This window comes from Microbulbifer mixtoriginis (SeqCode) (assembly GCF_052466865.1).
Map to the genome: position 1 here is coordinate 1,020,192 of NZ_CP174293.1, position 24,013 is coordinate 1,044,204.

Annotated in this window: 24 protein-coding genes; 8 read left to right on the forward strand and 16 right to left on the reverse strand. The window is 51.8% G+C overall.

Features of this window, described 5'->3' with window-relative positions; translation table 11 throughout:
• The first annotated feature begins 204 nt into the window (after nucleotides 1-204).
• The gene (locus tag ACJJJA_RS04660; protein WP_444903867.1) at nucleotides 205-1,506 is read left to right on the forward strand and encodes a parallel beta-helix domain-containing protein; all 1,302 of its coding nucleotides are present in this window, start codon (nucleotides 205-207) and stop codon (nucleotides 1,504-1,506) included.
• Nucleotides 1,499-2,653, forward strand: a complete 1,155-nt coding sequence (locus tag ACJJJA_RS04665) for an SO2930 family diheme c-type cytochrome (RefSeq protein WP_444903868.1) — start codon at nucleotides 1,499-1,501, stop codon at nucleotides 2,651-2,653. The genes ACJJJA_RS04660 and ACJJJA_RS04665 overlap by 8 nt, the downstream gene beginning before the upstream one ends.
• A 92-nt stretch (nucleotides 2,654-2,745) precedes the next feature.
• Here ACJJJA_RS04665 and ACJJJA_RS04670 read toward each other — a convergent pair whose 3' ends face one another.
• The 7 genes from ACJJJA_RS04670 to rsxA form a co-directional block, all read right to left on the reverse strand.
• Nucleotides 2,746-3,456, reverse strand: coding sequence for a TetR/AcrR family transcriptional regulator (locus ACJJJA_RS04670; RefSeq protein ID WP_252084584.1), 711 nt, complete (start codon nucleotides 3,454-3,456; stop codon nucleotides 2,746-2,748).
• 354 nt (nucleotides 3,457-3,810) lie between these two features.
• Nucleotides 3,811-4,524, reverse strand: a complete 714-nt coding sequence (locus tag ACJJJA_RS04675; RefSeq protein ID WP_444899076.1) for an electron transport complex subunit E — start codon at nucleotides 4,522-4,524, stop codon at nucleotides 3,811-3,813.
• On the reverse strand, nucleotides 4,524-5,228 hold the full coding sequence (gene rsxG, locus ACJJJA_RS04680) for an electron transport complex subunit RsxG (protein WP_444903869.1): 705 nt from the start codon (nucleotides 5,226-5,228) through the stop codon (nucleotides 4,524-4,526). Before rsxG ends, ACJJJA_RS04675 begins: the two co-directional genes overlap by 1 nt.
• On the reverse strand, nucleotides 5,228-6,280 hold the full coding sequence (locus ACJJJA_RS04685; RefSeq protein ID WP_444883778.1) for an RnfABCDGE type electron transport complex subunit D: 1,053 nt from the start codon (nucleotides 6,278-6,280) through the stop codon (nucleotides 5,228-5,230). Before ACJJJA_RS04685 ends, rsxG begins: the two co-directional genes overlap by 1 nt.
• A complete protein-coding gene (gene rsxC / locus ACJJJA_RS04690) occupies nucleotides 6,280-8,307 on the reverse strand; it encodes an electron transport complex subunit RsxC (protein ID WP_444905226.1) in 2,028 nt (675 codons plus the stop codon). The genes ACJJJA_RS04685 and rsxC overlap by 1 nt, the downstream gene beginning before the upstream one ends.
• Before the next feature lie 116 nt (nucleotides 8,308-8,423).
• Entirely contained in the window at nucleotides 8,424-9,038 is a 615-nt protein-coding gene (gene rsxB, locus ACJJJA_RS04695) for an electron transport complex subunit RsxB (RefSeq protein WP_252084588.1), read from the reverse strand.
• A gap of 9 nt (nucleotides 9,039-9,047) precedes the next feature.
• Nucleotides 9,048-9,623, reverse strand: coding sequence for an electron transport complex subunit RsxA (rsxA, locus tag ACJJJA_RS04700; protein WP_444883780.1), 576 nt, complete (start codon nucleotides 9,621-9,623; stop codon nucleotides 9,048-9,050).
• A gap of 354 nt (nucleotides 9,624-9,977) precedes the next feature.
• On the opposite strand from rsxA, the gene yghU reads away from it, so the two are divergent.
• The gene (yghU, locus tag ACJJJA_RS04705; RefSeq protein ID WP_444899074.1) at nucleotides 9,978-10,853 is read left to right on the forward strand and encodes a glutathione-dependent disulfide-bond oxidoreductase; all 876 of its coding nucleotides are present in this window, start codon (nucleotides 9,978-9,980) and stop codon (nucleotides 10,851-10,853) included.
• A gap of 83 nt (nucleotides 10,854-10,936) precedes the next feature.
• On the opposite strand, the gene ACJJJA_RS04710 is transcribed toward yghU, so the two are convergent.
• The 4 genes from ACJJJA_RS04710 to ACJJJA_RS04725 form a co-directional block, all read right to left on the reverse strand.
• Entirely contained in the window at nucleotides 10,937-11,179 is a 243-nt protein-coding gene (locus ACJJJA_RS04710) for a hypothetical protein (protein ID WP_444903870.1), read from the reverse strand.
• Entirely contained in the window at nucleotides 11,157-11,651 is a 495-nt protein-coding gene (locus ACJJJA_RS04715; RefSeq protein ID WP_444888032.1) for a hypothetical protein, read from the reverse strand. Before ACJJJA_RS04715 ends, ACJJJA_RS04710 begins: the two co-directional genes overlap by 23 nt.
• Before the next feature lie 41 nt (nucleotides 11,652-11,692).
• On the reverse strand, nucleotides 11,693-11,941 hold the full coding sequence (locus ACJJJA_RS04720; RefSeq protein ID WP_252084591.1) for a hypothetical protein: 249 nt from the start codon (nucleotides 11,939-11,941) through the stop codon (nucleotides 11,693-11,695).
• Between the two features lie 169 nt (nucleotides 11,942-12,110).
• Nucleotides 12,111-13,052 (reverse strand): D-2-hydroxyacid dehydrogenase, encoded by a 942-nt coding sequence (locus tag ACJJJA_RS04725; RefSeq protein ID WP_444903871.1) that lies wholly within the window; start codon nucleotides 13,050-13,052, stop codon nucleotides 12,111-12,113.
• Nucleotides 13,053-13,199: 147 nt separating this feature from the next.
• Here ACJJJA_RS04725 and ACJJJA_RS04730 point away from each other — a divergent pair, with 147 nt between their 5' ends.
• Nucleotides 13,200-14,102: an EamA family transporter gene (locus tag ACJJJA_RS04730; protein ID WP_444903872.1), complete on the forward strand. Its 903-nt coding sequence runs from the start codon at nucleotides 13,200-13,202 to the stop codon at nucleotides 14,100-14,102.
• Nucleotides 14,103-14,130: 28 nt separating this feature from the next.
• On the opposite strand, the gene metG is transcribed toward ACJJJA_RS04730, so the two are convergent.
• Nucleotides 14,131-16,158: a methionine--tRNA ligase gene (gene metG, locus ACJJJA_RS04735; RefSeq protein ID WP_444903873.1), complete on the reverse strand. Its 2,028-nt coding sequence runs from the start codon at nucleotides 16,156-16,158 to the stop codon at nucleotides 14,131-14,133.
• Between the two features lie 214 nt (nucleotides 16,159-16,372).
• On the opposite strand from metG, the gene apbC reads away from it, so the two are divergent.
• Both apbC and ACJJJA_RS04745 read left to right on the forward strand, forming a co-directional pair.
• Nucleotides 16,373-17,524 (forward strand): iron-sulfur cluster carrier protein ApbC, encoded by a 1,152-nt coding sequence (gene apbC / locus ACJJJA_RS04740; protein ID WP_252085959.1) that lies wholly within the window; start codon nucleotides 16,373-16,375, stop codon nucleotides 17,522-17,524.
• 736 nt (nucleotides 17,525-18,260) lie between these two features.
• Nucleotides 18,261-18,653: a hypothetical protein gene (locus ACJJJA_RS04745; RefSeq protein ID WP_444903874.1), complete on the forward strand. Its 393-nt coding sequence runs from the start codon at nucleotides 18,261-18,263 to the stop codon at nucleotides 18,651-18,653.
• Between the two features lie 9 nt (nucleotides 18,654-18,662).
• Here ACJJJA_RS04745 and trhO read toward each other — a convergent pair whose 3' ends face one another.
• On the reverse strand, nucleotides 18,663-19,658 hold the full coding sequence (gene trhO / locus ACJJJA_RS04750) for an oxygen-dependent tRNA uridine(34) hydroxylase TrhO (RefSeq protein ID WP_444903875.1): 996 nt from the start codon (nucleotides 19,656-19,658) through the stop codon (nucleotides 18,663-18,665).
• A 199-nt stretch (nucleotides 19,659-19,857) separates the two neighbouring features.
• On the opposite strand from trhO, the gene ACJJJA_RS04755 reads away from it, so the two are divergent.
• Entirely contained in the window at nucleotides 19,858-20,118 is a 261-nt protein-coding gene (locus ACJJJA_RS04755; RefSeq protein WP_252084598.1) for a hypothetical protein, read from the forward strand.
• A gap of 219 nt (nucleotides 20,119-20,337) precedes the next feature.
• Nucleotides 20,338-20,871, forward strand: coding sequence for a hypothetical protein (locus tag ACJJJA_RS04760; RefSeq protein ID WP_444903876.1), 534 nt, complete (start codon nucleotides 20,338-20,340; stop codon nucleotides 20,869-20,871).
• Nucleotides 20,872-21,109: 238 nt separating this feature from the next.
• Here the strand turns inward: ACJJJA_RS04760 and ACJJJA_RS04765 are convergent, their stop codons facing one another.
• The 3 genes from ACJJJA_RS04765 to ACJJJA_RS04775 form a co-directional block, all read right to left on the reverse strand.
• The gene (locus ACJJJA_RS04765; RefSeq protein WP_444883789.1) at nucleotides 21,110-21,511 is read right to left on the reverse strand and encodes a 3D domain-containing protein; all 402 of its coding nucleotides are present in this window, start codon (nucleotides 21,509-21,511) and stop codon (nucleotides 21,110-21,112) included.
• 825 nt (nucleotides 21,512-22,336) lie between these two features.
• Entirely contained in the window at nucleotides 22,337-22,738 is a 402-nt protein-coding gene (locus ACJJJA_RS04770; protein ID WP_252084600.1) for a 3D domain-containing protein, read from the reverse strand.
• A 517-nt stretch (nucleotides 22,739-23,255) separates the two neighbouring features.
• Nucleotides 23,256-24,008 carry a tetratricopeptide repeat protein gene (locus tag ACJJJA_RS04775; RefSeq protein ID WP_444903877.1) on the reverse strand — a complete coding sequence of 251 codons (753 nt, stop codon included), beginning with the start codon at nucleotides 24,006-24,008 and terminating at the stop codon, nucleotides 23,256-23,258.
• Nucleotides 24,009-24,013 lie beyond the last annotated feature (5 nt).

Consider the following 24,013-nt stretch of genomic DNA (forward strand, 5'->3'; position numbering starts at 1 on the left):
ATTGGTTGCATGAAGCGCCAAGCTGGTAGCCCTGCATGTTTTCTAGTCTTTCAAATAATAATAGTGTCTTGAAGGGTATCTAGGGGTCAGATAGTATGCAGAAGCTTGCCTAGCAAGTTTTTTTGCGCGACTTAACTGGTACATTCGTACCTACCAAAGCCAGATGTAGTAGCTACAAACAATAATTCAAACAAAGGGTGAAGCATGAAGACCTTGTCCTACATCGGGGTGGCTCTCACGTTATTACTAGTCTCCGCCTGCGGAGAGAAGAAAGCCCCTCAATCAAATCCTGCAACTAATGATGTTGATTATCAGAAAAAACTGTTGAGGCAACTTATTGCTGCTAAGCCAGGTGATGTCATTATTGTTCCTGAAGGGGAATTTCAGATTGATCGTAGTCTTTCTCTAAATGTTGATGATGTCACTATTCGTGGTATGGGAATGGATAAATCTATCCTCTCATTTAAGAGTCAAATTCAAGGGGCTGAGGGACTGTTGGTCAATGCTAACGATTTCACGATAGAAAACTTGGCAATAGAGGATACGGTGGGCGATGCCTTAAAAATTAATGAAGGGCAAAACATTATTATTCGTAATGTTCGTGTTGAGTGGACTAATGGCCCATCTACAGAAAATGGTGCCTATGGGATTTATCCGGTGCAGACACGAAACACCTTGGTGGAAGGTTCAGTAGCTATTGGCGCCTCAGATGCTGGCATTTATGTCGGTCAGTCTCGCAATGTGATTGTGCGAAATAATCGCGCTGAGTTTAATGTGGCGGGCATCGAAATAGAAAATACTATCGGTGCTGATGTGTATGGTAATGTGGCAACCAATAATACTGGGGGCATTCTGGTTTTTAATATGCCAAATTTGCCTCAGCCTGGGCATAGTACGCGTATTTATGATAACGATATATTTAAAAACAATGTAAAAAACTTTGGGCATGAAGGAACCCCTGTGGCTGCAGTTCCTGCAGGATCGGGTATCGTGATTAATTCCAATGATCAGGTTGAGATATTTGATAATAAGATTGCGGATAATGATACTGCCAATATTATCGTGAGTAGCTACTTTACTGCGGGTTATTACAGCGATAAGTCGACTCAGGCAGACTTTGATCCATATCCAGAAGGTATTTATATCTATAACAATCACTTTGCAGGAGGTGGTTCATCACCAGACCACTTGGAACTTAAGGCGCTAAAGTTAGCGCGTTTTGGATTAGGTGGAAGCTTGCCCGATGTACTTTGGGATGGTGTTGTGGATAGCAAGAAAATGTTTGAGGGCGCCCTGCCAGACCACCTTCGGCTATGCATCGATAACACGGATGTAGGCATATTGAATATTGATTTCCAAAATAACTATCAGAATATTTCCACAGATATTTCTGCTCATCAGTGCCGTCTGAAAAAGCTACCAGAGGTCGTTTTGAAATTTGACCGGCCAGATAAAGAAAAAAACGCGGGAGATCATTTGGCTGTCTTGGAGGGGGGGAATGAATAAGTGGAAATATTTGGTGGGCTCTTTCCTTCTCCTTATTGCTACATTAATGGTCACCCTTAGTGGCTGCGAGAAAGCCCAAGCCCCAGTTCAACTATTTGCCGAAGATGCTATTCCTGAGAGGCTTAGTGACTGGAATTTGGTCAATATTATTGATAACGGTTTGACCCCCAACGCAGGTGTGCTGCCGTATGATTTAAATACTGGGCTATTTACCGATTACGCCCATAAACTGCGAACTGTGTGGATGCCCGCCGGCACCTCGGCAGAGTATGGTGAGGAGCAGTTTGAGTATCCGGTGGGCACGGTACTTACCAAGACTTTTTACTATCCAAGAGGAGAGGGTGATACAGTTCTGCGCACCGATAATTTTACTCGGGACTACCTTGAAGGGCGCAGTGGAGAAGCTTTGGATATGCGGGCTGTGCGCTTGATTGAGACCCGTCTGTTAGTAAAACGTCAGAGGGGCTGGCAGGCGATCCCCTATATTTGGAATGCGGCTCAAACTGAAGCCGTTTATGAAATCGCTGGTGATACCACACATTTTAAACTGGTGAACGACTCTGGGGATGTCTCAGAATTTACTTATGTGGTGCCCGATGCCAATCAATGCGCCGGTTGCCATGCTGACAACTTTACTGGAAAGAAGATTTCTCCACTCGGCCCGAGAGCAAGACACTTAAATCGAGATTTTACCTATCTTAGTGGAACAGAGAATCAGTTATCCCACTGGCAGAAAGTGGGATATTTGAAAGGGCTTCCCGCGCTGATATCACTACCAAGCCAGGCTAGTTATGCAGATACTTCAAAATCGCTAGAAGATAGAGCTCGCGCCTACCTCGATATCAACTGCGGTCACTGTCATAACCCGGCCGGTGCCGCTGACACATCGGGGCTGATGCTTCATCACAGTGAAACAGACTGGCGCAAGATGGGCCTGTGTAAACCACCAGTAGCGGCGGGTACTGGCAGTGGAGGACGGGTATTTGCCATAGTACCGGGAGAGCCGGATCACTCAATTTTGAATTTCCGTGTAGAGTCCAGCGATCCGGGCGCGATGATGCCGGAGTTAGGGCGAAGTTTGGTACATGAAGAGGGGGTGAGCTTACTACGCCAGTGGGTGGCGGCTATGTCGGGGAGTTGCTCATAGTGCAGTGAGTGATGTCAGGCTGGCCACTTAAGGAAGAAGGCGGCACAGTGTTTGGGCACCGTGCCGCTAACCTGTGAGATAGTCTTTATATTTCAGCCGTATGCTGCGGTCTCGGCAACTTGGGTAGCTGTTGCAGGAATTAAGCCGCGAACCATCATGGTAACTGTGCGCTCAAGCAATGGAGAATCCAGTGCAATGGAGCCACTCAAAATTTCATATTCCAACTTGAGAATAGTGCCGTGAGCGATTTGCGCAGCGGCTTCCGGATCAACAACGCCCAGCAAGTGGAAGAATTCCTGAATTAGGGACTCTCTCGCATGGCTTGACATGCGTACCGCCCGCGTCAGTTGCTCGTTGCGCAGCGCCTCATTGCGGAAGGCCAACTCAACCAAACGGCGGTCACGATCTTCAGCCTGGTTGCGCACATGTGTGAGGATGAAGCGGGTGAGCTGCTGCACCAACAGTTTGTGACTACTACTCGATGCGCGCTCTTGTGAAGAGAGGTTGCGAGCCGCATTGAAACTTTCTTCTTGAAGTTGGCGTGTGCTTTCCAATCCCTGCTCAACGAAGTAAGTGAATGAATCACTGATCAGATCGTTGAGGTCTTTAAAATAGTAGGTAGTGGCGGCCAGTGGTACATTCGCTTCGCGAGCTACGGCGCGGTGGCGGATACCGCGAATCCCCTCTTTTACGATTAGTCGCAGGGTGGCCTCTAGGATGGCCTTGCGGCGCAGGCGGCTGTCGGCTCGCTGTGCGCGGCGGCCGTGATAGACCAGATCAGACTTTCCATTGTCTACAGTCATAGCAGTATCCCTGTTCTTTTTGTGTTGGCTCCGATCGCTCTAGCAAGCTGTTCGGTCGTGCCATTCTAGCCAAACGAATTCAAAAAGAGAGAATAAAGCTATTACATTCGATTACACGAAGATTGCACAAGTCAGAGGCTTCACTTGTGGTTTTTCTACGTGAATCTCCTCAATATGGTGCACTTTTGTGTAGGGGGCTTTTATTGAATCAGAAAATAAAGATTTAGGCGTCAATCCTAGGTCTTTTTCTCACCGGAATATGACAATTACTCGGCAAGTGGGTCAGCGACAATCGAATAGCTTTCGCTACACTAAACGATTGTCGTAGGGAATAAGGGCTTGTTTGGGGCAATCTTAAGAGATTTTTCCAGTAACGCGCACCCGTTTGGAGCCAGGTACAATTCTGATTTGCTGACTGCGGCGCCGTTCAATACCTGTATCAATAGCATTTTTCGCTGCAATCAGTAGACCGGCTACCAGAAATGCACCGGGCGGTAACACCGCTACCAGCACACCGGGATAATTACTTCCCAGCAAGTTTAGGCTCCAGTCTTTGGCCATAGGCCCCAGCAGCAAATCCATATCTGAAAACAAAGTGCCTTGGCCGAGTATTTCCCGCACGGCGCCGATAGCAATCAGCACTGCGGTAAAACCAACCCCCATCATAAAACCATCGACCAGTGACGGCAGCACTGGATTTTTACTGGCGAAGGCATCGGCGCGGCCGAGGATGGCGCAGTTGGTAACAATCAATGGAATAAAAATTCCCAGCACCAGGTAGAGCTCATAAGTGAAAGCCTTCATCAAGAGTTCGACACAGGTGACGAAGGTGGCGATGATCATCACCGAGGCGGGTAAACGCACGGTGTCGGGCATCTGTTTCCGTACTAGGGAAACTGCCAAGTTGGAACAGGTGAGTACACCAGTGGTGGCGAGCCCCAGACCAATAGCGTTGACCACTGAGCCGGTAACTGCCAATAAGGGGCAGAGCCCCAAAAGCTGAACTAGGGCGGGGTTATTTTTCCAGAGCCCGTTGTGAGTAATTTCTGCGTAACCGGGGGTCGCCATTAATTCTGCTCCGTCTTGGGCTGAGCCTCATCAGTATTTTCCGCTTCAGGATTTTCCACCTCAACGGCTCGCTTGGACACCGGTGCACTGAATATTTGCTGATGGTTTTTGGCGACAAACTCCAGCACCTGATGTACTTCAGCAACCACTGCGCGGGGGGTGATCGTTGCACCGGTAAATTGGTCGAAGACCCCGCCATCTTTTTGAACTCTCCACTCGCTAGAGGGTGGGTTTTTCAGTGAGAGGCCATCGAACTGAAGAATCCAATCACTTTTTTTAAGTTCGACCTTATCACCAAGGCCCGGCGTTTCACTGTGGCTGGTGACCCGTACACCAGCTATGGTGCCATCGCGGTTGACGCCTACCAGCATTTTGATTGGGCCCGAGTAACCGTCTGGTGCCACCGCCGGTACAATGACCGCTGAAATCTTACCGTCTTTGCCACGCGCTAAGTTGATATCGCCACCCTGAGAGAGCCCTAGTTGATTCCAGTAGGTCTTGGGAATTGGATAGGTGTCCACAAGTAGGTCATTGCTGTGGCGATCCAGAGGAATAATTTCCAGCAGGGCTTTGGCAGAGGCTGCGCGTATCGCCCGTTCAATGGGCTCTCGGGTGGTGATCTGGGTCACTGCCAGAGTGCCTGCAGTGACCAGGGCAAACAGGGTCAGCACAACGGCATTGGTGGCCATAGACTGCTTGAGCATCAGTGCTCCTCCAAGTCAGTAGCGCGACGCGCCCGCTTGTGGCCATAAGTGCGTGGCAGGGTGTAATTATCAATGGTGGGTGCGGCAAAGTTCATCAGCAGTACCGCAAAGGCCACGGCATCCGGGTAGCTGCCCCAGGCGCGGATAATATAAGTGAAGAGTCCAACACCGGCGCCGAAGATCAGGCGCCCCTTATTACTGGTACAGCCACTGACCGGATCTGTGATGATGAAAAAGGCCCCGAACATGGTAGCGCCGGAGAACAGGTGCAGCAGTGGTGAGCCTTCGGAAAGAGAGCTGCCGCTGTCGTAGAAAAACAGAGAGATCAGGGTCAGGGTTGCGAGCATGGCTACTGGCGCGTGCCAAGTGATAATGCCGCGAAACAATAGAAAAAGTCCGCCCAACAGGAACCCGAAACTGATGGTTTCCCAGCCTGCCCCGGCAAAAGTCCCCTGGCTGAAAACCGGTTCCATCTCGTAGAGTTGTGACAGCAACACTGACTCGTTGAGGCGCACGATTTCCAAGGGAGTGGCACGGGTGAAACCATCCACGTTGTAACTGCCAAAGACCAGGGAGATGGCCTCGCCAATATCCGGTGCACCACCGATCACATCCGCCGCGCCAACCCAGCGGGTCATATCCACCGGGAAACTGATCAGCAATACCACATAACCCACCATGGCCGGATTGAAAGGGTTGTACCCCATGCCGCCATATAGCTGTTTAGCCAATACGATGGCCACGGCGCTGCCGACTACCGGCAACCACCAGGCACAGTATGGAGGCAGAGCAATGCCCAGTAAGAGTGCCGTGACCATGGCACTGTAGTCACGCAGGTAGAAAGCCACGGGCCTGTCCCGCAGTTTCATGATTGCGGCTTCGCACAGCAGAGCGGTAATTACAGAGAAGGCAATATTGATCAACACGCCGATGCCGAAATAAATCACCATAGCCAGAACACCAGGTGCGGTGGCGGCCGCTACCTGCAACATCACTTTGGCCGTGTTATCGCCGGAGCGGGCGTGGGGGGAGGTGGCTCGCATCAAGGACATTACTGGCGACCATCCTGTGCGGCTTTTTGCTCTCGCATCTTGTCTTCCAACTTTTTCTGCAGCTTTTCCAAGGCAGTCTCAAAGGCCGCCAGGTTGGCATCATTTTCATTTTTGGCTTTTTGCAACCTTGCCTCGGCTTTGCCAAGACGCTTCTGCAGGGCCTCGATATCTGCGGCGAGTCGCTCGGCATCGCTCATTTGAGAGCGAGCTTCTGCCGAGGTACGCGCCTTAGTGATAGCGCGCACGGCGGCACTGGTCTCTTCCTGACTGGGCTCTCTGGCGGGATCGCGATCGGCGCGACGCCTGGCCAGAGTGAGCTTGTGTTCGGCTTCCTGCAGTTTTAACCCGGCAGCCTTGAGTTGGGCTGCCAGCTGGTCGCGTTGGCCTTCTTCTGCGGCCTCCACCTTATTGCGCAGGCGTTCGACGCGGCTTTCGGCGCTGGAGAAGGTGCGCTGGGCACGGGCGAGCAGCTGCTGGGGATCCTCCTGGCGGGATTTAACCCGGGCCAGGGCAGCGGCGACGATATCTGCTTGTTGCTTACTCTCTTTGGCTTCCTCGGACTCGGGGCTCTGCTCGCGCTGTTGGCGCGCCAGTTCGGCTGCCTTGCGGCGTGCCTCACGTTTGGCTTCTTTTTCTTTCTCGGCCTTTTCCAGGCGGAGCTTGCGGAATTCAAAACGATCGCGGGCGCGGTCGGACTTTTCTTTCTCCTCCTCCGCCAGGCGTATTGCCCCTTTGGCCGCGCGGTAATACTGCACCAGCGGAATCGTACTGGGGCAGACATAGGAGCAGGCGCCGCATTCGATGCAGTCGAACAGGTTATAAGCTTGCAGCTTTTCGCGCTCATCGGCGCGTGCATACCAGTACAGCTGCTGTGGCAGCAGTGAAGCAGGGCAGGCCTCGGCGCAGTAACCGCAGCGAATACAAGCCTTGGCTACCGGTGCTGGTGGCAACTCCTGGTTGGTGGGCACCAATAGGCAGTTGGTGGTTTTGACTACAGGGGCGCGCTCATCGTCGATGGTGTAACCCATCATGGGGCCGCCGATAATCACCTTTTGCATCTGGCTGCGGTGGATACCGTGGTGTTTGAGAATATGGTGAATGGGGGTACCGATGGGCACTTCGATATTGCGCTGGCGCTCCAGGGCTTGCCCCACAACCGTGGTTACCCGGCTGATTAGAGGTTCACCATAGCGAACGGCGCGATAAATGGCCCTGGCGGTACCCACGTTCTGGCAGACGATGCCGACATTGGCCGGCAGGCCCTGATTGGGTACTTCGCGGCCGGTGAGAATCTGGATAAGTTGCTTTTCCCCACCAGAAGGGTACTTGGTGGGGAACACCACGATATCAAAGCGGGTATCTCTGGCGGCTTCGCGCATGGCGGCAATGGCCTGCGGCTTATTGTCCTCAATCCCGATCAATACGCGCTCAGGCTCATCAAGGATATAAGAGATGATGCCAATCCCGGCGATAATCTCTTCGGCGCGCTCGCGCATCAGCATATCGTCGGCGGTAATGTAAGGCTCGCACTCGGTCCCGTTAATGATCAGTGTGTCGATTTCCGCCCCGCCGTGGGGATCGAGTTTCACTGCGGTGGGGAAGCCCGCACCGCCCATGCCGGCGATGCCGCAGTCGCGAATTTTCTCCAGAAGCTCAACAGGCGAAAGCTGGGTGTAATCCTCACAGGGTTGCAGTTCACACCAGTGCTCCTCGCCGTCGGTACGGATCACAATACTGTCCTCGGCGAGCCCCGAAGGGTGGGGGACGGCGCAGGGCTCTATGGCCACGACTTTACCGGAACTGGGGGCGTGCACAGGGCTGCTGATCAGGCCATCCGCCTCGGCAATTTTTTGGCCCTTTAGTACGTCATCGCCGAGTTTGACCAGGGGCAATGCAGTGGCACCACTGTGTTGCAGCAGAGGCACAATCAAATCCTCGGACAGGGGAATGCTGCCAATGGGTTCGCCGGTACTCTGTTGTTTGTTTTCCGGTGGATGTACGCCGCCGTGGAAATCATTGGGGCGCAGTTCCCGCGCCTTTTCGCTGGCGATTAGCTGTGCCTCGCGGGCGGCGCGACGCTCCTCTACCGCTTCGCGCCGCTGGTTTTTTTCCTGTAGCGCTGTGCGGTTTTCATTTTCGGGGTTCAAACTGCACCTCCCCGTTGATCTGTTTGCTGCGGGCGACGGTCGGTGGCAATCAGCTGGATACCGTCTTCGGGCTTTTGTGGATGCCAATCTTGTAGCGGCATATCTACGGGCACCATATCAATACAATCCACGGGGCAGGGCTCTACGCAGAGATCGCATCCAGTGCATTCGTCGGCAATTACGGTGTGCATATATTTGGCTGCACCGGCGATGGCATCCACCGGGCAGGCCTGAATGCACTTGGTGCAGCCAATACATTCGGCTTCGCGAATAAAGGCCACTCTTTTTACATCTTCGACCCCGTGCTCTGCATCCAGGGGCATGGGTTCCATATCCAGCAGGTTGGCCAGCTCGTTGATGGTGGCTTGACCGCCTGGGGGGCATTTGTTGATGGCGTCTCCATGCACAATTGCTTCGGCATAGGGACGGCAACCGGGATAGCCACACTGCCCGCACTGAGTTTGCGGCAGCAGGGCATCGACCTGTTCTACCAGAGGGTCCCCCTCCACCTTAAAGCGAATGGCGGCAAATCCCAGCAGGGCGCCAAACACTAGAGCCATACCGCCGAGTACCAGCAGGGGGGAGGAAATTTCAGAAATCCAGTCCAGCATCACGTAACCCTATACCAGACCGCTAAAGCCCATAAATGCCAGGGACATCAGCCCTGCGGTGACCATGCCAATAGCGGCGCCGCGAAATGGCAGCGGTACATCCGCGGCAAACAATCGCTCGCGCATGGAGGAAAAAAGAATCAATACCAAGGAGAAACCTACCGCGGCGCCAAAGCCATACAGGGTGGACTGTATAAATGTGTGGGCCTTCATGGTGTTTTGCAGCGCTACGCCCAGTACGGCACAGTTCGTGGTAATTAGCGGCAGAAAAACGCCCAAAACCTTGTACATCAGTGGGCTGGTTTTTTCGATAAACATACGGGCGAATTGCACCACTACCGCGATCACCAGAATAAAGGAAATAGTGCGCAGGTATTCGATGCCAAAGGGCTCAAGCAAATAGGTATTCACCAGGTAAGAGCAGATTGAGGCCAGTGTGAGTACAAAAGTGGTGGCGCCAGCCATACCCACGGCGGTCTCCAGTTTGTTGGAGACACCCATAAAGGGACACAGCCCAAGAAACTGCACCAACACATAGTTGTTGACCAGGATGGTGCTGAGCAGGATGACTGCAAATTCGGTCATATCAGGTCCGGTTGAAGCCCAGGAACAAAATGATGCAAGCGCCTTGGCGGAGTCGAGGTGCCCCGGTGAGAGGCAGAGGGCCTGGGGCTCCGTCGAATGTCGCGCAGGGCCGGTATTATGGGTGAGTCGCGGGGGGCCTTCAACTCAGTGGGGGATCTTCTGGCAGCAGAGGACCCCCGTAAGGTGCCAAGCTAGGTTCTGGCTTTGAGAATAGTTGGTACCTCTGGGCTAGTGCGCGATGCTTGCGAGAGGCGATTTAAGGTTTCCATGGATTTATTGGCGCGACCCTTTACTCTCGGGGAGTATGCCCTTATCTCTATTGGATTAACCCGTAACACCAGTTGGAGCTCTGTAATGCCGGATCAACCCTATACTCCGCCCAAGGTTTGGAAGTGGGATGCGGAAAGTGGTGGGCAGTTTGCCAAAATTAACCGCCCCATAGCGGGAGCCACCCATGATAAAGAATTACCTCGGGGCAAGCACCCGATGCAACTGTACTCCCTGGGAACCCCCAATGGTGCCAAGGCTACGATTATGCTGGAGGAGCTTCTGGCACTGGGGGTTGAAGGGGCGGAATACGATGCCCACTTGATTCGCATCACTGAGGGCGAGCAATTCGGCAGTGGTTTTGTGGATATCAATCCGAATTCAAAGATCCCAGCCCTGGTTGACCACAGTACGACACCACCAATTCGGGTTTTTGAAAGCGGATCAATTCTTCTGTATCTGGGAGAGAAATTTGGCGCCTTTCTGCCGCATACACCGGAGCAGCGTACCGAGACTCTCAATTGGCTGTTTTGGCAGATGGGGGCGGCGCCCTATCTCGGTGGAGGCTTTGGGCATTTTTATGCCTATGCGCCCGAGAAACTGGAGTACCCCATCAATCGTTTCGCCATGGAGGTAAAGCGGCAGATGGATGTATTGGACCGGCAACTGGCTAAGCACCAGTTTATCGCTGGGCGTGAATACACCATTGCAGATATCGCCATCTGGCCCTGGTACGGAGCCCTGATCCGTAATGAGGCCTATGATGCCAGCGAATTCCTGCAGACCGAGAGTTACAAACACCTTGTGCGCTGGTCTGATGAAATTGCACAGCGACCGGCGGTACAGCGTGGGCGTATGGTGAACCGCACCTGGGGGGATCCCAGTAAGCAGCTCCATGAACGCCATGACGCCAGTGATTTTGATGAAAAAACCCAGGACAAAATGGCGCAAAAAGACAGCTGAGCAGTATTGAATGGCAGTTTTTTCTATTGCACGCCCATGGTGAGATGGTTGTCTCTCTGCTTATTTAGCTTTAGCGAAATAGCTTATAGGGCGCGCATAGAGAGTGCGAATTGAATGATTTGTGAGGTGTGTGGCAGCTGCCAGAGTTTTTCGGTAATAAAGCCGGCGGCAAAAGCGACGCCGAGAATGGCCACTATAGGAATTTTGCCCAGCTGCTGGTTGACTTGCCTTTGCTGTTGATCAAACAAACGCAACGCACTGCGGCGCTGTTTTTCAGCGTCCACACGGCATTGTGTAATTTCTCTATTTAATTGTCTCAGCGACATCTTGTAGGGCCTCTTTTACCTGCCGTTTGGTTTCTTCAAATCCCAGCAGAGGGCGCAGCTTTTGCTGATAAAGCAACACACCGAGGAAAAGGGCAATTTGTATCAGTACAAATACAAGGAAACCGATATAGATCGATTGGCTAAAATAGTAGGCAATCAAACCAATGCCACCGCAAAGGCTGACGAGTAGTGCGGTTCCCAGGGGTACCAGCATCAACTGCAGAATAATCAGTCTTTTCCCGGCTGTTAGGGTTCTCTCCAGCTCTAGCTGAAATAAGCGCTGAATATTACCCATCCATGCAGTTATAAGAGTGAGAGTGGCTTCAACACGAGCCATAGTCTCCTCTAAACTGCCGCCAGTGTCGCTACTATCACCGTTACCGCTGCCTTCAGCGGAACCGTCCCGCCCGCGCTGTTGCGCGGTCGGGTCGGAATTCTGGTCAGTTCCCTGGCGTTTTTCTCCATTGCCCATCGGCGGTTTCCTTACCGGTTAAAACGGCAAACGCTTTGGCTTTATTTAAAAAGCTTGGCGATTGCCCAGCCGACCACAAAAGCACAGCCGACTGCGAGGATCGGTCTTTCCCGCAGGGAAGACTCCGCTTTTTCCATAACCTCTGAAGCGCGTTGCCTCTGTTGCTGGACAGAAGATCTCGCTCTCTGTCTCAGGTTTTCAGCAGCATCAGAAGCGGCCTCTCCTGCGAGATTATAGGCCTGTTGCAGCTTATCCCTGCTGGAGTTATGTGGAGATCTTGCAGTTGCCATCGGGTTGCTCCTTTTCAGGGGATGATTGCCGCAGAATTCTATAGTCGCAGCAATCAATTCACAGAAGCATTGGCTCTTTATTTAGGGTAATAAAAAATAACTCCGAACTGTTTTGGTGAATTTAGTTATATCGCTATTGATCGGTGTCTCTACAGGGGGCTGATGGCATTTATGGTGTGAGTGTCTGTTTCCAGGCCTCAATATTGTTTACCACACCATCGAGTAAGCGCTGGCGGCTCTCACGGCTGATCCAAGCGTTGTGAGGCGTGATAATCAGGTTGGGAATATCAGTGGCCAGTAGGGGGTGACTTGCCGGTGGGGGCTCTTCACTCAAAACATCCATTGCGGCGCCGCCGAGCTTTCCACTGCGCAGTGCGTCGGCTACTGCCTCCTCATCCACCAAACCGCCCCGCGCGGTATTGATCAACAGTGCGCCGGATTTCATGTTGGCGATAAAATCGCGATCGATCAATTTCTCCGTCTGCTTCGTGAGGGGGCAGTGCAGACTGATTACATCGGATTCCTTTGTAAGTTGCGCCAGTGGTGCCCGGTCAGCGCGTTTTTCTCCACTGAAGGATTCCGCCACCAAAATCTGCATATCCAGGGCTTCCCCCAGTTTGGCGACCTTTTGCCCTAATTCACCATAACCGATTATTCCCAGGGTTTTACCGGCTAGTTCTACGACAGGATGATCGAGTAAACAGAAAATTTCCGACTGACTCCAGCGGCCGGTCATGACGTCCTGATGGTAGTGATGCCAGCGGGAAGCGAGGGCGAGAATTAGTGCCAGGGTGTGCTGTGGTACCGAAGCGCCGGCGTATCCCTGCACGTTGCGCACGGGAATACCCGAGTCCTGTGCGGCTTGCAGGTCAATATTATTCGTGCCTGTAGCGCACACACAGATCAGCTTGAGAGAGCGGGCCTGCTCCAGAAGCGTGCGGTCCAAAACCACTTTATTAGTAATAACTACGTCCGCATCGGCGATACGTTCGGCGGTTTGCTTGGCTGAGGTGGTCTCATAGAAATCCCAATGATCTAGACTGTTTTTTAGGGACTGTATATTCAACTCCCCAAGTTTCATGGTCATTGCGTCCAGAAATACTCCGCGCATGGAATCTCCTCAATTTCCTGTGTGAGATAGCGGCATGCTACGTCAGCAGAGGTCGAATGCAATGGCTTTTATAGGACGGCTGCAGATCTTGTAGGGTTGGCTACGGTTTGTTTACGGGCCTTTCTGTCACAAATGAAGAGGGCCTTTATGGGAATATCGATAACTGCAGCATCATTGGTTTTAATCTCGGCATTTCTTCACGCGGGCTGGAATTTACTGGGAAAATCCCGCACCCCCTCCCCAGCTTTTTTCTGTATCGCCACCCTTAGTGTGGGTTTACTACTTCTCCCCCTTGGTCTCTGGGTCCTGTCACAGGCTCATTCACTGCCGCGTGCTTTCTGGTTGTTGTTACTGGCCAGCGGTTTTTTTCAGATGATTTATATGGGAGGGCTGGCATTAGCCTATCAGCGCGCTGATATCAGCCTGGTTTACCCTATCGCACGGGCTCTGCCGGTACTCCTTGTGGCACTGGCAACGGTGTTGTTAGGGCAGGTTCTGCCCTGGCAAGCCTGGCTGGGCATGTTGTTGGTGACGATCGGCTGTTTGTTGGTGCCGCTGGTGTATTTTCGTCAATGGCACTGGAGTGTGTACTGGAGAGCGGACTGTGCCTGGGCTCTGGTAGCGGCACTGGGTACGGTGGGATATTCATTGGCGGATAAGGGCGCACTGCTTTATTTGGAAGAGGCACTTGGCGACGCGGTAACACCTGCGGTGGTGGCGTATAGCTACTTGGGCTTGCAGTTTTTTGTCAGTGGAGTCTGGTTACTATGTGGCTGTATGAGTCGAGTGGGGCGCGGACAATTATTAGAAAATCTGCGGGATTTGAAGGTTGGTATCTTGACCGGCCTGATGATGGGAGCGACTTATGGACTGGTGCTGCTGGCGATGACGATGACGGAAAATGTGAGCTACGTGGTCGCTTTACGCCAGCTCAGTATTCCGTTGGGAGTGGGATTTGCTATCTGGTTGTTGGGAGAACCGGCACACAGACCCCAGCTGTTAGGCGTGGGGCTGGTATGTGCCGGTTTAATTGCGGTATCGCTGCGCTAAGGTGGACAGTGCCCACCTCCAAAATAAATTACATTACGCGCATACCGGGCCTGGCGCCTGTGTGGGGTTCGAGAATCCACAGGTCTTTACCGCCTGGACCGGCGGCCAGCACCATGCCTTCACTCACACCAAAACGCATTTTGCGCGGCGCCAGGTTAGCGACCATAACGGTGTGCTTGCCCACCAGGTCTTCCGGCGCATAGGCACTCTTGATACCGGCGAATACCTGGCGGGTCTCTCCGCCCAGGTCCAATGTCAAACGCAGCAGCTTGCCGGCACCCTCGACGTGTTCCGCCTTGGCGATCAGGGCAATGCGCAAGTCTACTTTGGCGAAATCGTCGAACTGGATCTGCTCGGCGATAGGGTCTTCTGCCAGCGGGCCACAGGCCGCTTTGACTTCAGCCTGTAGCTGGGCCAGTGATTCCTGTGCGGCTTCCATCACCGCATCTACCTGGGTTTTTTCTACCCGTTGTAGCAGCGGTTTGAATTTTTTGATCTCGTGGTCCGCTAGCGGTGTGGTGGCCTGGGTCCAATCCAGTTCACTGTTGAGGAATTCCGCTGCCTTTTGCGCGGTATTGGGTAGTACCGGTGCCAGCCAGGTGATCAGGGCGCGGAACATATTTACGCCTTGAGAGCAAATCGCCAGTACTTCGGCTTCTGTGCCTTCCTGTTTGGCAAGGGACCAGGGTGCCTTGTCGGCGATCCAGGCATTGGCGGCATCGGCCAGGGCCATTATGTCGCGCATGGCGCGTGCGTATTCGCGCTGCTCGTAGTAATCGGCAATACGCGGTGCGGCCTCGACAAATTGATTCCACAGCTGTTCATCGGCCAGTTCGGTGGCGAGCTTGCCGCCGGCCTTACTCACAAACTTGGCGGTGCGCGAAGCGATATTGACCACTTTGCCCACCAGATCGGAATTTACCTTGGCAATAAAATCGTCGAGGTTGAGGTCCAGGTCATCCACGCCCGCTGTGAGTTTGGCGGCGAAGTAATAGCGCAGATATTCCGGGCTCAGATGGTCCAGGTAGTTGCGGGCATTAATAAAGGTGCCACGGGACTTGGACATTTTCTTGCCGTTAACGGTGAGGAAGCCGTGTACGCACACTTTATTGGGGGTGCGGAAATCGGCGGAGTCCAGCATGGCTGGCCAGAACAGGGCGTGGAAATTGACGATATCCTTGCCGATAAAGTGATATACCTCGGCATCGCTGTCTTTTTTCCAGTAATCGAGCCAGTCGCTACCATTTTTATCACAGTAATTTTTCAGGCTGGCCATATAGCCGATGGGGGCGTCCAGCCATACGTAAAAGTATTTGCCCGGCGCATCGGGGATTTCAAAACCGAAGTAAGGCGCATCGCGAGAGATGTCCCACTCCTGCAATCCCTCTTCGAGCCACTCGGCCAGCTTATTGGCCACTTCATCCTGCAGGGTTCCGGAGCGGGTCCAGTTGCGCAGGAACTCGGTAAAGGCGGGGAGAGTGAAGAAGAAGTGTTCTGACTCTTTTTCCACCGGCGTGGCGCCAGAGATGGCGGACACTGGATCAATCAACTCCGTGGGGCTGTATGTGGCACCACAGGCCTCGCAGTTGTCACCGTACTGATCGGGAGTGCTGCAACGGGGGCAGGTGCCCTTGATATAGCGATCCGCCAAGAAGAGTTGTTTCTCCGGATCGAAGGCCTGAGTAATGGTGCGCGAAGCGATGTGGCCATTTTCACTGAGGCGGCGATAGATCATAGCGGACAGCTCGCGGTTCTCCTCCGAGTGGGTGGAGTGGTAGTTGTCCACGCCGATTAGGAAGTCGGCGAAATCCCGCTCGTGCTCCGCCTGCATATTAGCGATATGTTGCTCCGGTGTCAGACCCAGCTGCTCAGCTTTGAGCATGATTGCGGTGCCGTGCGCATCATCGGCGCAAATGTACAGGCAGTTGTTACCGCGGGAGCGCTGAAAACGCGCCCAGATATCGGTCTGGATATATTCGAGTATGTGGCCCAGGTGCAGGGAGCCGTTGGCGTAAGGGAGTGCGCTGGTGACTAGGATTTTGCGCGTATCGGGCATCGGTTTTTCCATCGCTGTGGGGTTGCGGCCGGAGGCTCCGCTGGAGTGGCCGGAGATCGTCAAAAGACGGCGAAATATAGCAGATTTGTACTATGCCGGGGAGGTGTGGGCCATGCTCGTGTATAAAGCGGTCGGGATTGAGCCCGTCGCTGGCGCTGGGCCGCTTCATCCGACACAATGCGGTTCTGACAAGAAGCACCTAGAGGGAGATACCGTGAGCGATCACCACCACGATCATGAAGAGTTATCAAAGGAAGTGCAGGCCGAACTGGAGCGTCTGGCAGAGTGCCTTGGTCAGTTGCAGGACCCGGCCAGTGGCCTGCCGCTGGATCAACTGGATGCAGATATTGAGGTGGGCTACGAAGATGATACCGTGTACGTCGGTATTACCCTCGGCTACCCCTGCGCAAGCCAGGAAGTACATTGGCGCAAGCGGGTTACCGAGGCCTGTGAGCCCCTGATGAAGAGTGGTCCCCTAGGCGGCCACGGCTTGCAATTTGAATTATTCAGCGATATCCCTGCCACCTCATCGGCCAACGCCCCAGAGCCATTGCGTGGCGTAAAGAATATTGTCGCAGTTGCTTCTGGTAAGGGTGGCGTTGGCAAGTCCACCACAGCCGTGAACCTGGCCTTGGCGCTGGCGGCAGAGGGTGCGCGGGTCGGGTTACTTGATGCGGATATTTATGGCCCCAGCCTGCCCACCATGCTTGGTACCGAAGGGGTCCGCCCGCATGTGAAGGAACAGAAGTTCTTCGTGCCGGTGGATGCATTAGGTATCGAGACAATGTCTTTGGGGTACTTGATGACTGAGGATACCCCGGCAGTTTGGCGCGGCCCTATGGCCAGTGGTGCACTCAATCAAATTCTCACACAAACACTTTGGTGTGATGCTAAAGAAGAGCTGGATTATTTAATTGTGGATATGCCCCCGGGTACCGGAGATATCCAGCTGACTCTGGCGCAAAAAACCACTTTAGCGGGTGCGGTGATTGTGACTACACCACAGGATTTGGCGTTGAAGGATGCTATCAAAGGCGTGGAGATGTTTCGCAAGGTGTCGGTACCAGTGCTTGGCATTGTTGAGAATATGGCCCTTCATACCTGTTCCAAGTGTGGCCATAGTGAGCCGATCTTCGGCATAGGTGGTGGTGAGCGTATCGCTGAGGAATACGATACCCACCTGCTTGGCGAATTGCCTCTGGCACAGAAAATTCGCGCCGATATCGACAGTGGTCGCCCCAGTGTAACCGCAGACCCCGAGGGTGAAATTGCCGGTTTCTACCGGGAAATTGCCCGCAAAGCTGCAGCCCAGGTTTGGTTGAATGCCAGCAGCGACGAGGAACTGCCGGAAATCGAAATTAGTTGAACCCAACCGCGATATTGATCACAAAGCATTAACTTTTTATTTTTTGTGGTTTTTTAAAGGGGCAAAACTCCCTATATTGAACTCCTTCGGGCGCCTCTGTGAAATTTCGTTTTTGCAGGAGCGCTCAATCTTGATAAGCCAGAATTTAACGCAGGCTTTTCATGTCTCTGTAAAGATTCGTAATAATGACTTGTGTTGATGGGTCGCAGTTGAGCCATTGAAAAATGGGTCTTTAAATAATTTATTTATTGCGATTTTGTATTTACGGCGCCTTCGCTCGCGCTAGTGTGCCTGTTAGCCTTTATTGGTACGCTGCCGAGTTAATCGTCAGGGTTTTAGTATTTTTTTAACAGACCCAATTTATTCTGTAGATACTTATGGCAGTTTTGCCTATGACTGCTCGAATTCAGCCTCTGCGGTAAAAAGAGTAAGTATTCCTGCTGAATATCCTTTGGCAATCGTCAAGGTATTTATGTGATTTTACTTTTATTGGAGGGACAACTCGGATAATCAGAAAAGCCGCGATAATCCACGGAATATACCGGGAGATGCTTAGTCGGTTCGTGGATAACACTCGGTTGCGTGGTACAGACATACTGCGCCGAGGGCAATAATATCAGGAGTGCAAACCTGTGGTGGCCACCGTGTTATTGGTCTCAGGTAGGGCATACATCAGGCATTGCAGTAGCTGTAGTCGATAAAAATAACAAAGACAAAAGCGCGAGTGCTTTCATCCATGAATTTTAATATTAGCTATCGACCGATAGGGGGTATAGCGCGGGTTTTATTTTATGGGCCCGTGGGATTTGCAGAAAAAATGGAGGCGGCTGCCCGATTGGTAGAAAAGTACCGCCACCGTGTACCTTTGCGGGTATTACTGGATATGCGCTATGCGCGCACGAGGGTTACCCTGGAGGAGCAGCGGCAGTTCACCAGCTTTATAGCCGAGCACCCGGTGTTGCGCTGCGCTTATATTGCCGTTTTACATCCGCGCAACCGTTGTACTTCCCCCCTGTCGACCGACGGCACCTGCCTGTGCCGGCATAGTTCGCGGGAATTCGTTGCCGAAGCTGAGGCTGAGGCCTGGCTCACCCAGATCAAGGGCGTTCCCAGGCCGAGACTTCGCTGATTGCTACGCCTACTGGGCTTTGGCCTGCTCAGCTTCCGCCTGGCGGCGCCGCTCTTCTTTTTTCTGCAGGCGTTTAGCGGTAGTCATTTCACGGGCATCTTGGCCCATGTGTTTTTCCCCGCGTTTTTTCGCCAGTTGAATCTGCTTCTCGCGCTCGCGGAAGCGGTGGCGATCGGCGTCACTCACTTTGTCATAGCAATGCGGACAGCTAACTCCCTGCTCAAACTGTTCTGACTGCTGGTCCTCCTTGGTGATAGGCATACGGCAGGCATTGCACTGATCGTACTGGCCTCGCTCCAGATCGTGGTTGACGGTGACGCGCTCATCGAAAACAAAGCACTCCCCCTCCCACAGAGATTCCTCTTTGGGTACTTCTTCCAAGTACTTGAGGATGCCACCGTGCAGGTGATAAACCTCTTCAAAGCCCTGTTCTTTCAAATAGGCGGTGGACTTTTCACAGCGGATACCACCAGTGCAGAACATGGCGACTTTTTTGTGTTTGGCTGGATCCAGGTTCTCTTTGACGTACTGGGGAAACTCTCGGAAGGTTTCGGTATTGGGGTTGAGAGAATCTTTGAAAGTACCCACCTGGAATTCATAGTCGTTGCGGGTATCCACAACAACGACTTCTGGGTCGCTGATTAGGGCGTTCCAGTCTTTTGGTTTGACGTAGGTGCCAACCACTCGGCGGGGGTCAATGCCCTCTACGCCCATAGTGACAATCTCCCTCTTCAATTTGACCTTGCTGCGCAGAAACGGCATCTCGCCAGTGTAGGACTCCTTGTAATCCAGCTCGGCAAGGCGCTCGTCTGACTTCAAGTAGGCGAGGATGGTGTCGATGCCCTCGCGGGAACCAGCAACAGTGCCGTTAATGCCCTCTCGGGCCAAGAGTAGGGTGCCGCGCACTTGGTTTTCCAGCATAACGTCAAGCAGGGGAGTGCGCAGAGACTCAAAGTCCTCCAGAGTGACGAACTTGTAGAGTGCACAGACAACGAATTGATTCATGGTACTTCCTTAAATGCAGTCCGGAGCGTAAATCCGGGGCAGAAAAAATCGCCGCGCATTTTATCGCAAAAAAAACAGCTTGTCGTACATTTAGCAAGCGCTCCAGCTGTTGTCCCAGCACAACAATATTTGTTGACCGGGGAGCCGCAACTTGTCAAAGTTCTGGCCGAATTTTCAGGGTCATAGCGAGGTGAACCCCATGGGCGAAGAATTTGCACCGAAAGAGTCAGAATTGAGCCAGATCTACCGCGAGGGCGAGGTATCTGTGCAAATCGATATATTCGAGGATGGTGAGGGCGGATGGCTGCTCGAAATTGTCGATGAGAATAACAACTCCACCGTGTGGGAGGATGCTTTTGAGACAGAGCAGGATGCTCTTGAGGAAGCCTTGGACGCTTTGCGGGAAGAGGGCATCTCTACTTTTGTCGGCCCTGTTCAAGAAGCGGATGGCGGCTGGTAGATAGTTTTGCTGTGACCTCAAAGTGCACCTGCTGCTGGTGGATGTCTTCCCGGTAGTCCTGGGAGGCGGCTCTTTGGGCCCAATATGCCGATAACTGCTATGGTTATGGTGAAGGGAATCGCGACTGTGTGACAGCACACCCCAATCACAGCGCCGTCGCGAGGCAACTGTGGAGCTTTTGTCTCCGGCGGTGCTACCAAACCAGCGGTTGCCTTCCCCATGATAATGCGCGGTATTTTTATCATGGTCTGCTTGCAGATCCCGCCCCTTTCCCTCCATGCCGACCCCTTGGTGCCAATTGTCCAACAGCAGCTTTATGCAGACCTCAAGGAGGTTCGCCTAGTTGCGAAGCTGCATGGCTACGCAATAGTGGCTGGGCGCCACTGCATTGATTGCGATGAGAATCTAGCGATTTATATACGACGTATTGCCAGGCCGGGTGAAGTAGTTGGTAATAACCAGTCAGATGGTGATCGTTATACCTATCCGGGTAGGTATCTCGACTATATGACGAAAAAGCTGGTAGAAAAAACCCGTATGTTTTACGGCTATTGCTATGAGGGGCTGCCTTCACTGTTATGGTTGACCGAGTACCGGTCGGGGGATGCTTGGATCAAGTCTGAATACCTGCTTTTACTCACGGGTGAAAATCTGGAGCACCGTTACGTAGAGGGGCATCAGCCGAGTGTTTTCCATTTGGAGAGTGCGAACTGTAAGGAATTACCGGGGATTTTGATGGAAATGGAGCCCTAGAAATTGTGGCCTTTTTCAGTCATTTGAGGAGAGAGTGAGCCGGCATTGTTTCAGGGGCTTCTTTGCATAAGGGCCTCGAGAGAACAATTATAGTGCTCTCTAATCAAGTCCTTATTAATAATGGACCGGTATGTAATTAGCGGTCATCCACTTTTTACTCTGATTCCTACTTAATGACAGAAATAAAAAAACCCCGCTGGAGGGCGGGGCCAAAAGGGTCGTTGAAATCAGTTCTGCTTTACTTTACCGGTTCAAAAACAATTTTCAGTTTCTTCTTACCCCAGGCGCGAGCCTTGCGGATATCTTTTTCCATCCAAACATCAATACGGTTTGTGAAGCGTTTGTTCATGCGGTCACGCACAGTGTAAGTACCGGGCAGACCTTCAATCTGAACTTTAGCGCCGTTGGTCAGGCCGTGTTTTTCCAAATCACGGGAAACGGCAATGATTTTATCGCCTGGACGCAGGCGGTTGTTCCAGGCAGCTACCCAAGGGTCGCTATCTGTCTGGCCGGGCACCGAGTTATACGCGGTAGCGTCGACAATCATGGTTTTCTTAAGAGCGGCTGATGCATTGACACTCACACCAATAGCAAGCAGGGCGGCGATGAAAAAAGCAGTGTTACGCAGAGTCTGTTTCATGATGTCCCATTACCTCCAGGAATCAAATGGTCGCAAGCCAAAAGGTGCTTACGAAATTTCCAAGTGCTTTTGGAAATGGTTGATCAATATTTAATCAACGCTGGTTATATTACTGGGGATTTGGGTTGAGGCAACTTTTTCTTATTTGGCGACAAAAGGCCTTAAAGAATGGCTGGTTATTGTGAGTGCTTGAAATCAATAACCCTTTTTAGTCTTACTTTTAAGATTTTTGTTTGTGCTTAGACGCTACTACTGGTTACAGAATTCCTATTTTTTTCTGATTAAGAAATTTCATTTTTTAGGTGGGATTTGCAGTGACAGCGATGTCATTCTACGGTTTACAAACTATTTTCTTGGATCGGCTTTCTAATTCGTACGAGAAAAGTAAAAAATTTCCCTGAAACTATTTGTGACCATTCCGCCAAAACTGTCTGGTTTGAAGGGAAAACCTGATTTTAGGTGGAAAAACTGCTTCGTCACTGATTTTTTTGGCAAAGAAATGGGGTAAATAAGAGCTAAAGGGTGGCTACCCAACTCTGTTGTAGAGGCTCGACTATCTGTGGTGAGACTATAGGAAGTAGACTCTGCTGCAGAGATACAGAGATACAGAGATACAGGGATATAGGGATATAGGGATACAAGGATCTCTTCTTTCAACGTTCCAGGCGCATACGTTTGAATAAGCCTCTAATTAATCATTACTAATAATCTCTGCCATGAAATTAGAGAGCAGTAATTCTCTCTTTTGATTGTTTACCTAACGGCAGAAATAAAAAAACCCCGCTGGAGGGCGGGGCCAAAAGGGTCGTTGAAATCAGTTCTGCCTTACTTTACCGGTTCAAAAACAATCTTCAGTTTCTTCTTACCCCAGGCGCGAGCCTTGCGGATATCTTTTTCCATCCAAACATCAATACGGTTTGTGAAGCGTTTGTTCATACGGTCACGCACAGTGTAAGTACCGGGCAGACCTTCAATCTGTACTTTAGCGCCGTTGGTCAGGCCGTGCTTTTCCAAGTCACGGGAAACGGCAATGATTTTATCGCCTGGACGCAGGCGGTTGTTCCAGGCAGCTACCCAGGGGTCGCTATCTGTCTGGCCGGGCACCGAGTTATACGCGGTAGCGTCGACAACCATGGTTTTCTTAAGAGCGGCTGATGCATTGACACTTACACCAATAGCAAGCAGGGCGGCGATGAAAAAAGCAGTGTTACGCAGAGTCTGTTTCATGATGTCCCATTACCTCCAGGAATCAAATGGTCGCAAGCCAAAAGGTGCTTACGAAATTTCCAAGTGCTTTTGGAAATGGTTGATCAATATTTAATCAACGCTGGTTATATTACTGGGGATTTGGGTTGAGGCAACTTTTTCTTATTTGGCGACAAAAGACCTTAAAGAATGGCTGGTTATTGTGAGTGCTTGAAATCAATAACCCTTTTTATTTTTAAATTTAAGGGTTTTGTTCACGCTTATACGCTATTGATGGTTACATAATTCGTATTTTTTTCTGATTAAGAAATTTCATTTTTTAGGTGGGATTTACAGTGACAGCGATGTCATCCTACGGTTAACAAGCTATTTTTCCGGATCGGCTTTCTAATTCAGACGAGAAAAGTAAAAAATTTCCCTGAAACTATTTGTGACTGCCCCACCAAATTAGTCTGAATTGAAGAAAAAACGTGTTTTAACGCAGCAAAACGGCTTCGTCGATTCATTTTCTGGCAAACAATTTGGGGAAAAGTGAGGGCTAAAGGGTGGTTCCACGGTTCTGCTGTACCGGTTCTACCTGCTGGCGAAGCGCGGCCAAATAGTCACTATCCTCTTTTAGGTCGGGTAATTTGTGCTGTAAATCCAGTTCTACCGCTTTCTCCAGCCAACGAATGGCCTCTTCAATATTTCCTTGCCACTCACAAACCTGCCCAAGATTGAAATAAGTAATAGAAAGGTTGTGCCATTCCTCCTGATTGAGCAGACCTTCAAGGGCACTTTTATAGAGGAGATAAGCAGTGCTGAGGAGGTGTTCACGCTGCGTGGCCAACTCTTCGCTGGCAGCTTGGCGGTGGTAAGTGTGTGCCAGGGCAGAGCGCACTCTTGCGCTGGAGTGAGGTAGTTGTGCACCTGAATCCAGGTAGCGCAGAACTGATTGAAACTGGGCCCGCGCCAGCGGGTAGAGATCTGGCCTCGATTTGGCCCCCAAGGCATTTAGTACTATGCCGTAGCGGTAGCGCAGGGTGTGCTGCTGGGAGGGATAGGCGCCGAGAGCGGAAATGGCTTTTTCATAGAGTGGCAAGGCATCGCCAAAATTACCCTCGCGGGCGAGTGCCTCCGCTTCGTTGACCCAGTGGATCGCCCCTAGGGTTTCTCCCCCGTGAGATTGAGCTCTGTGAGTCTGGGTATTGTTGGGGAGAACGTCCGAAATAAGGGAGACTGCCGCTAATAGTGCGGTTAGGCAGAAAAGTGCATAAAAAAATATGTATAAATGAGGCAGTGGTTTATGCATAGGGA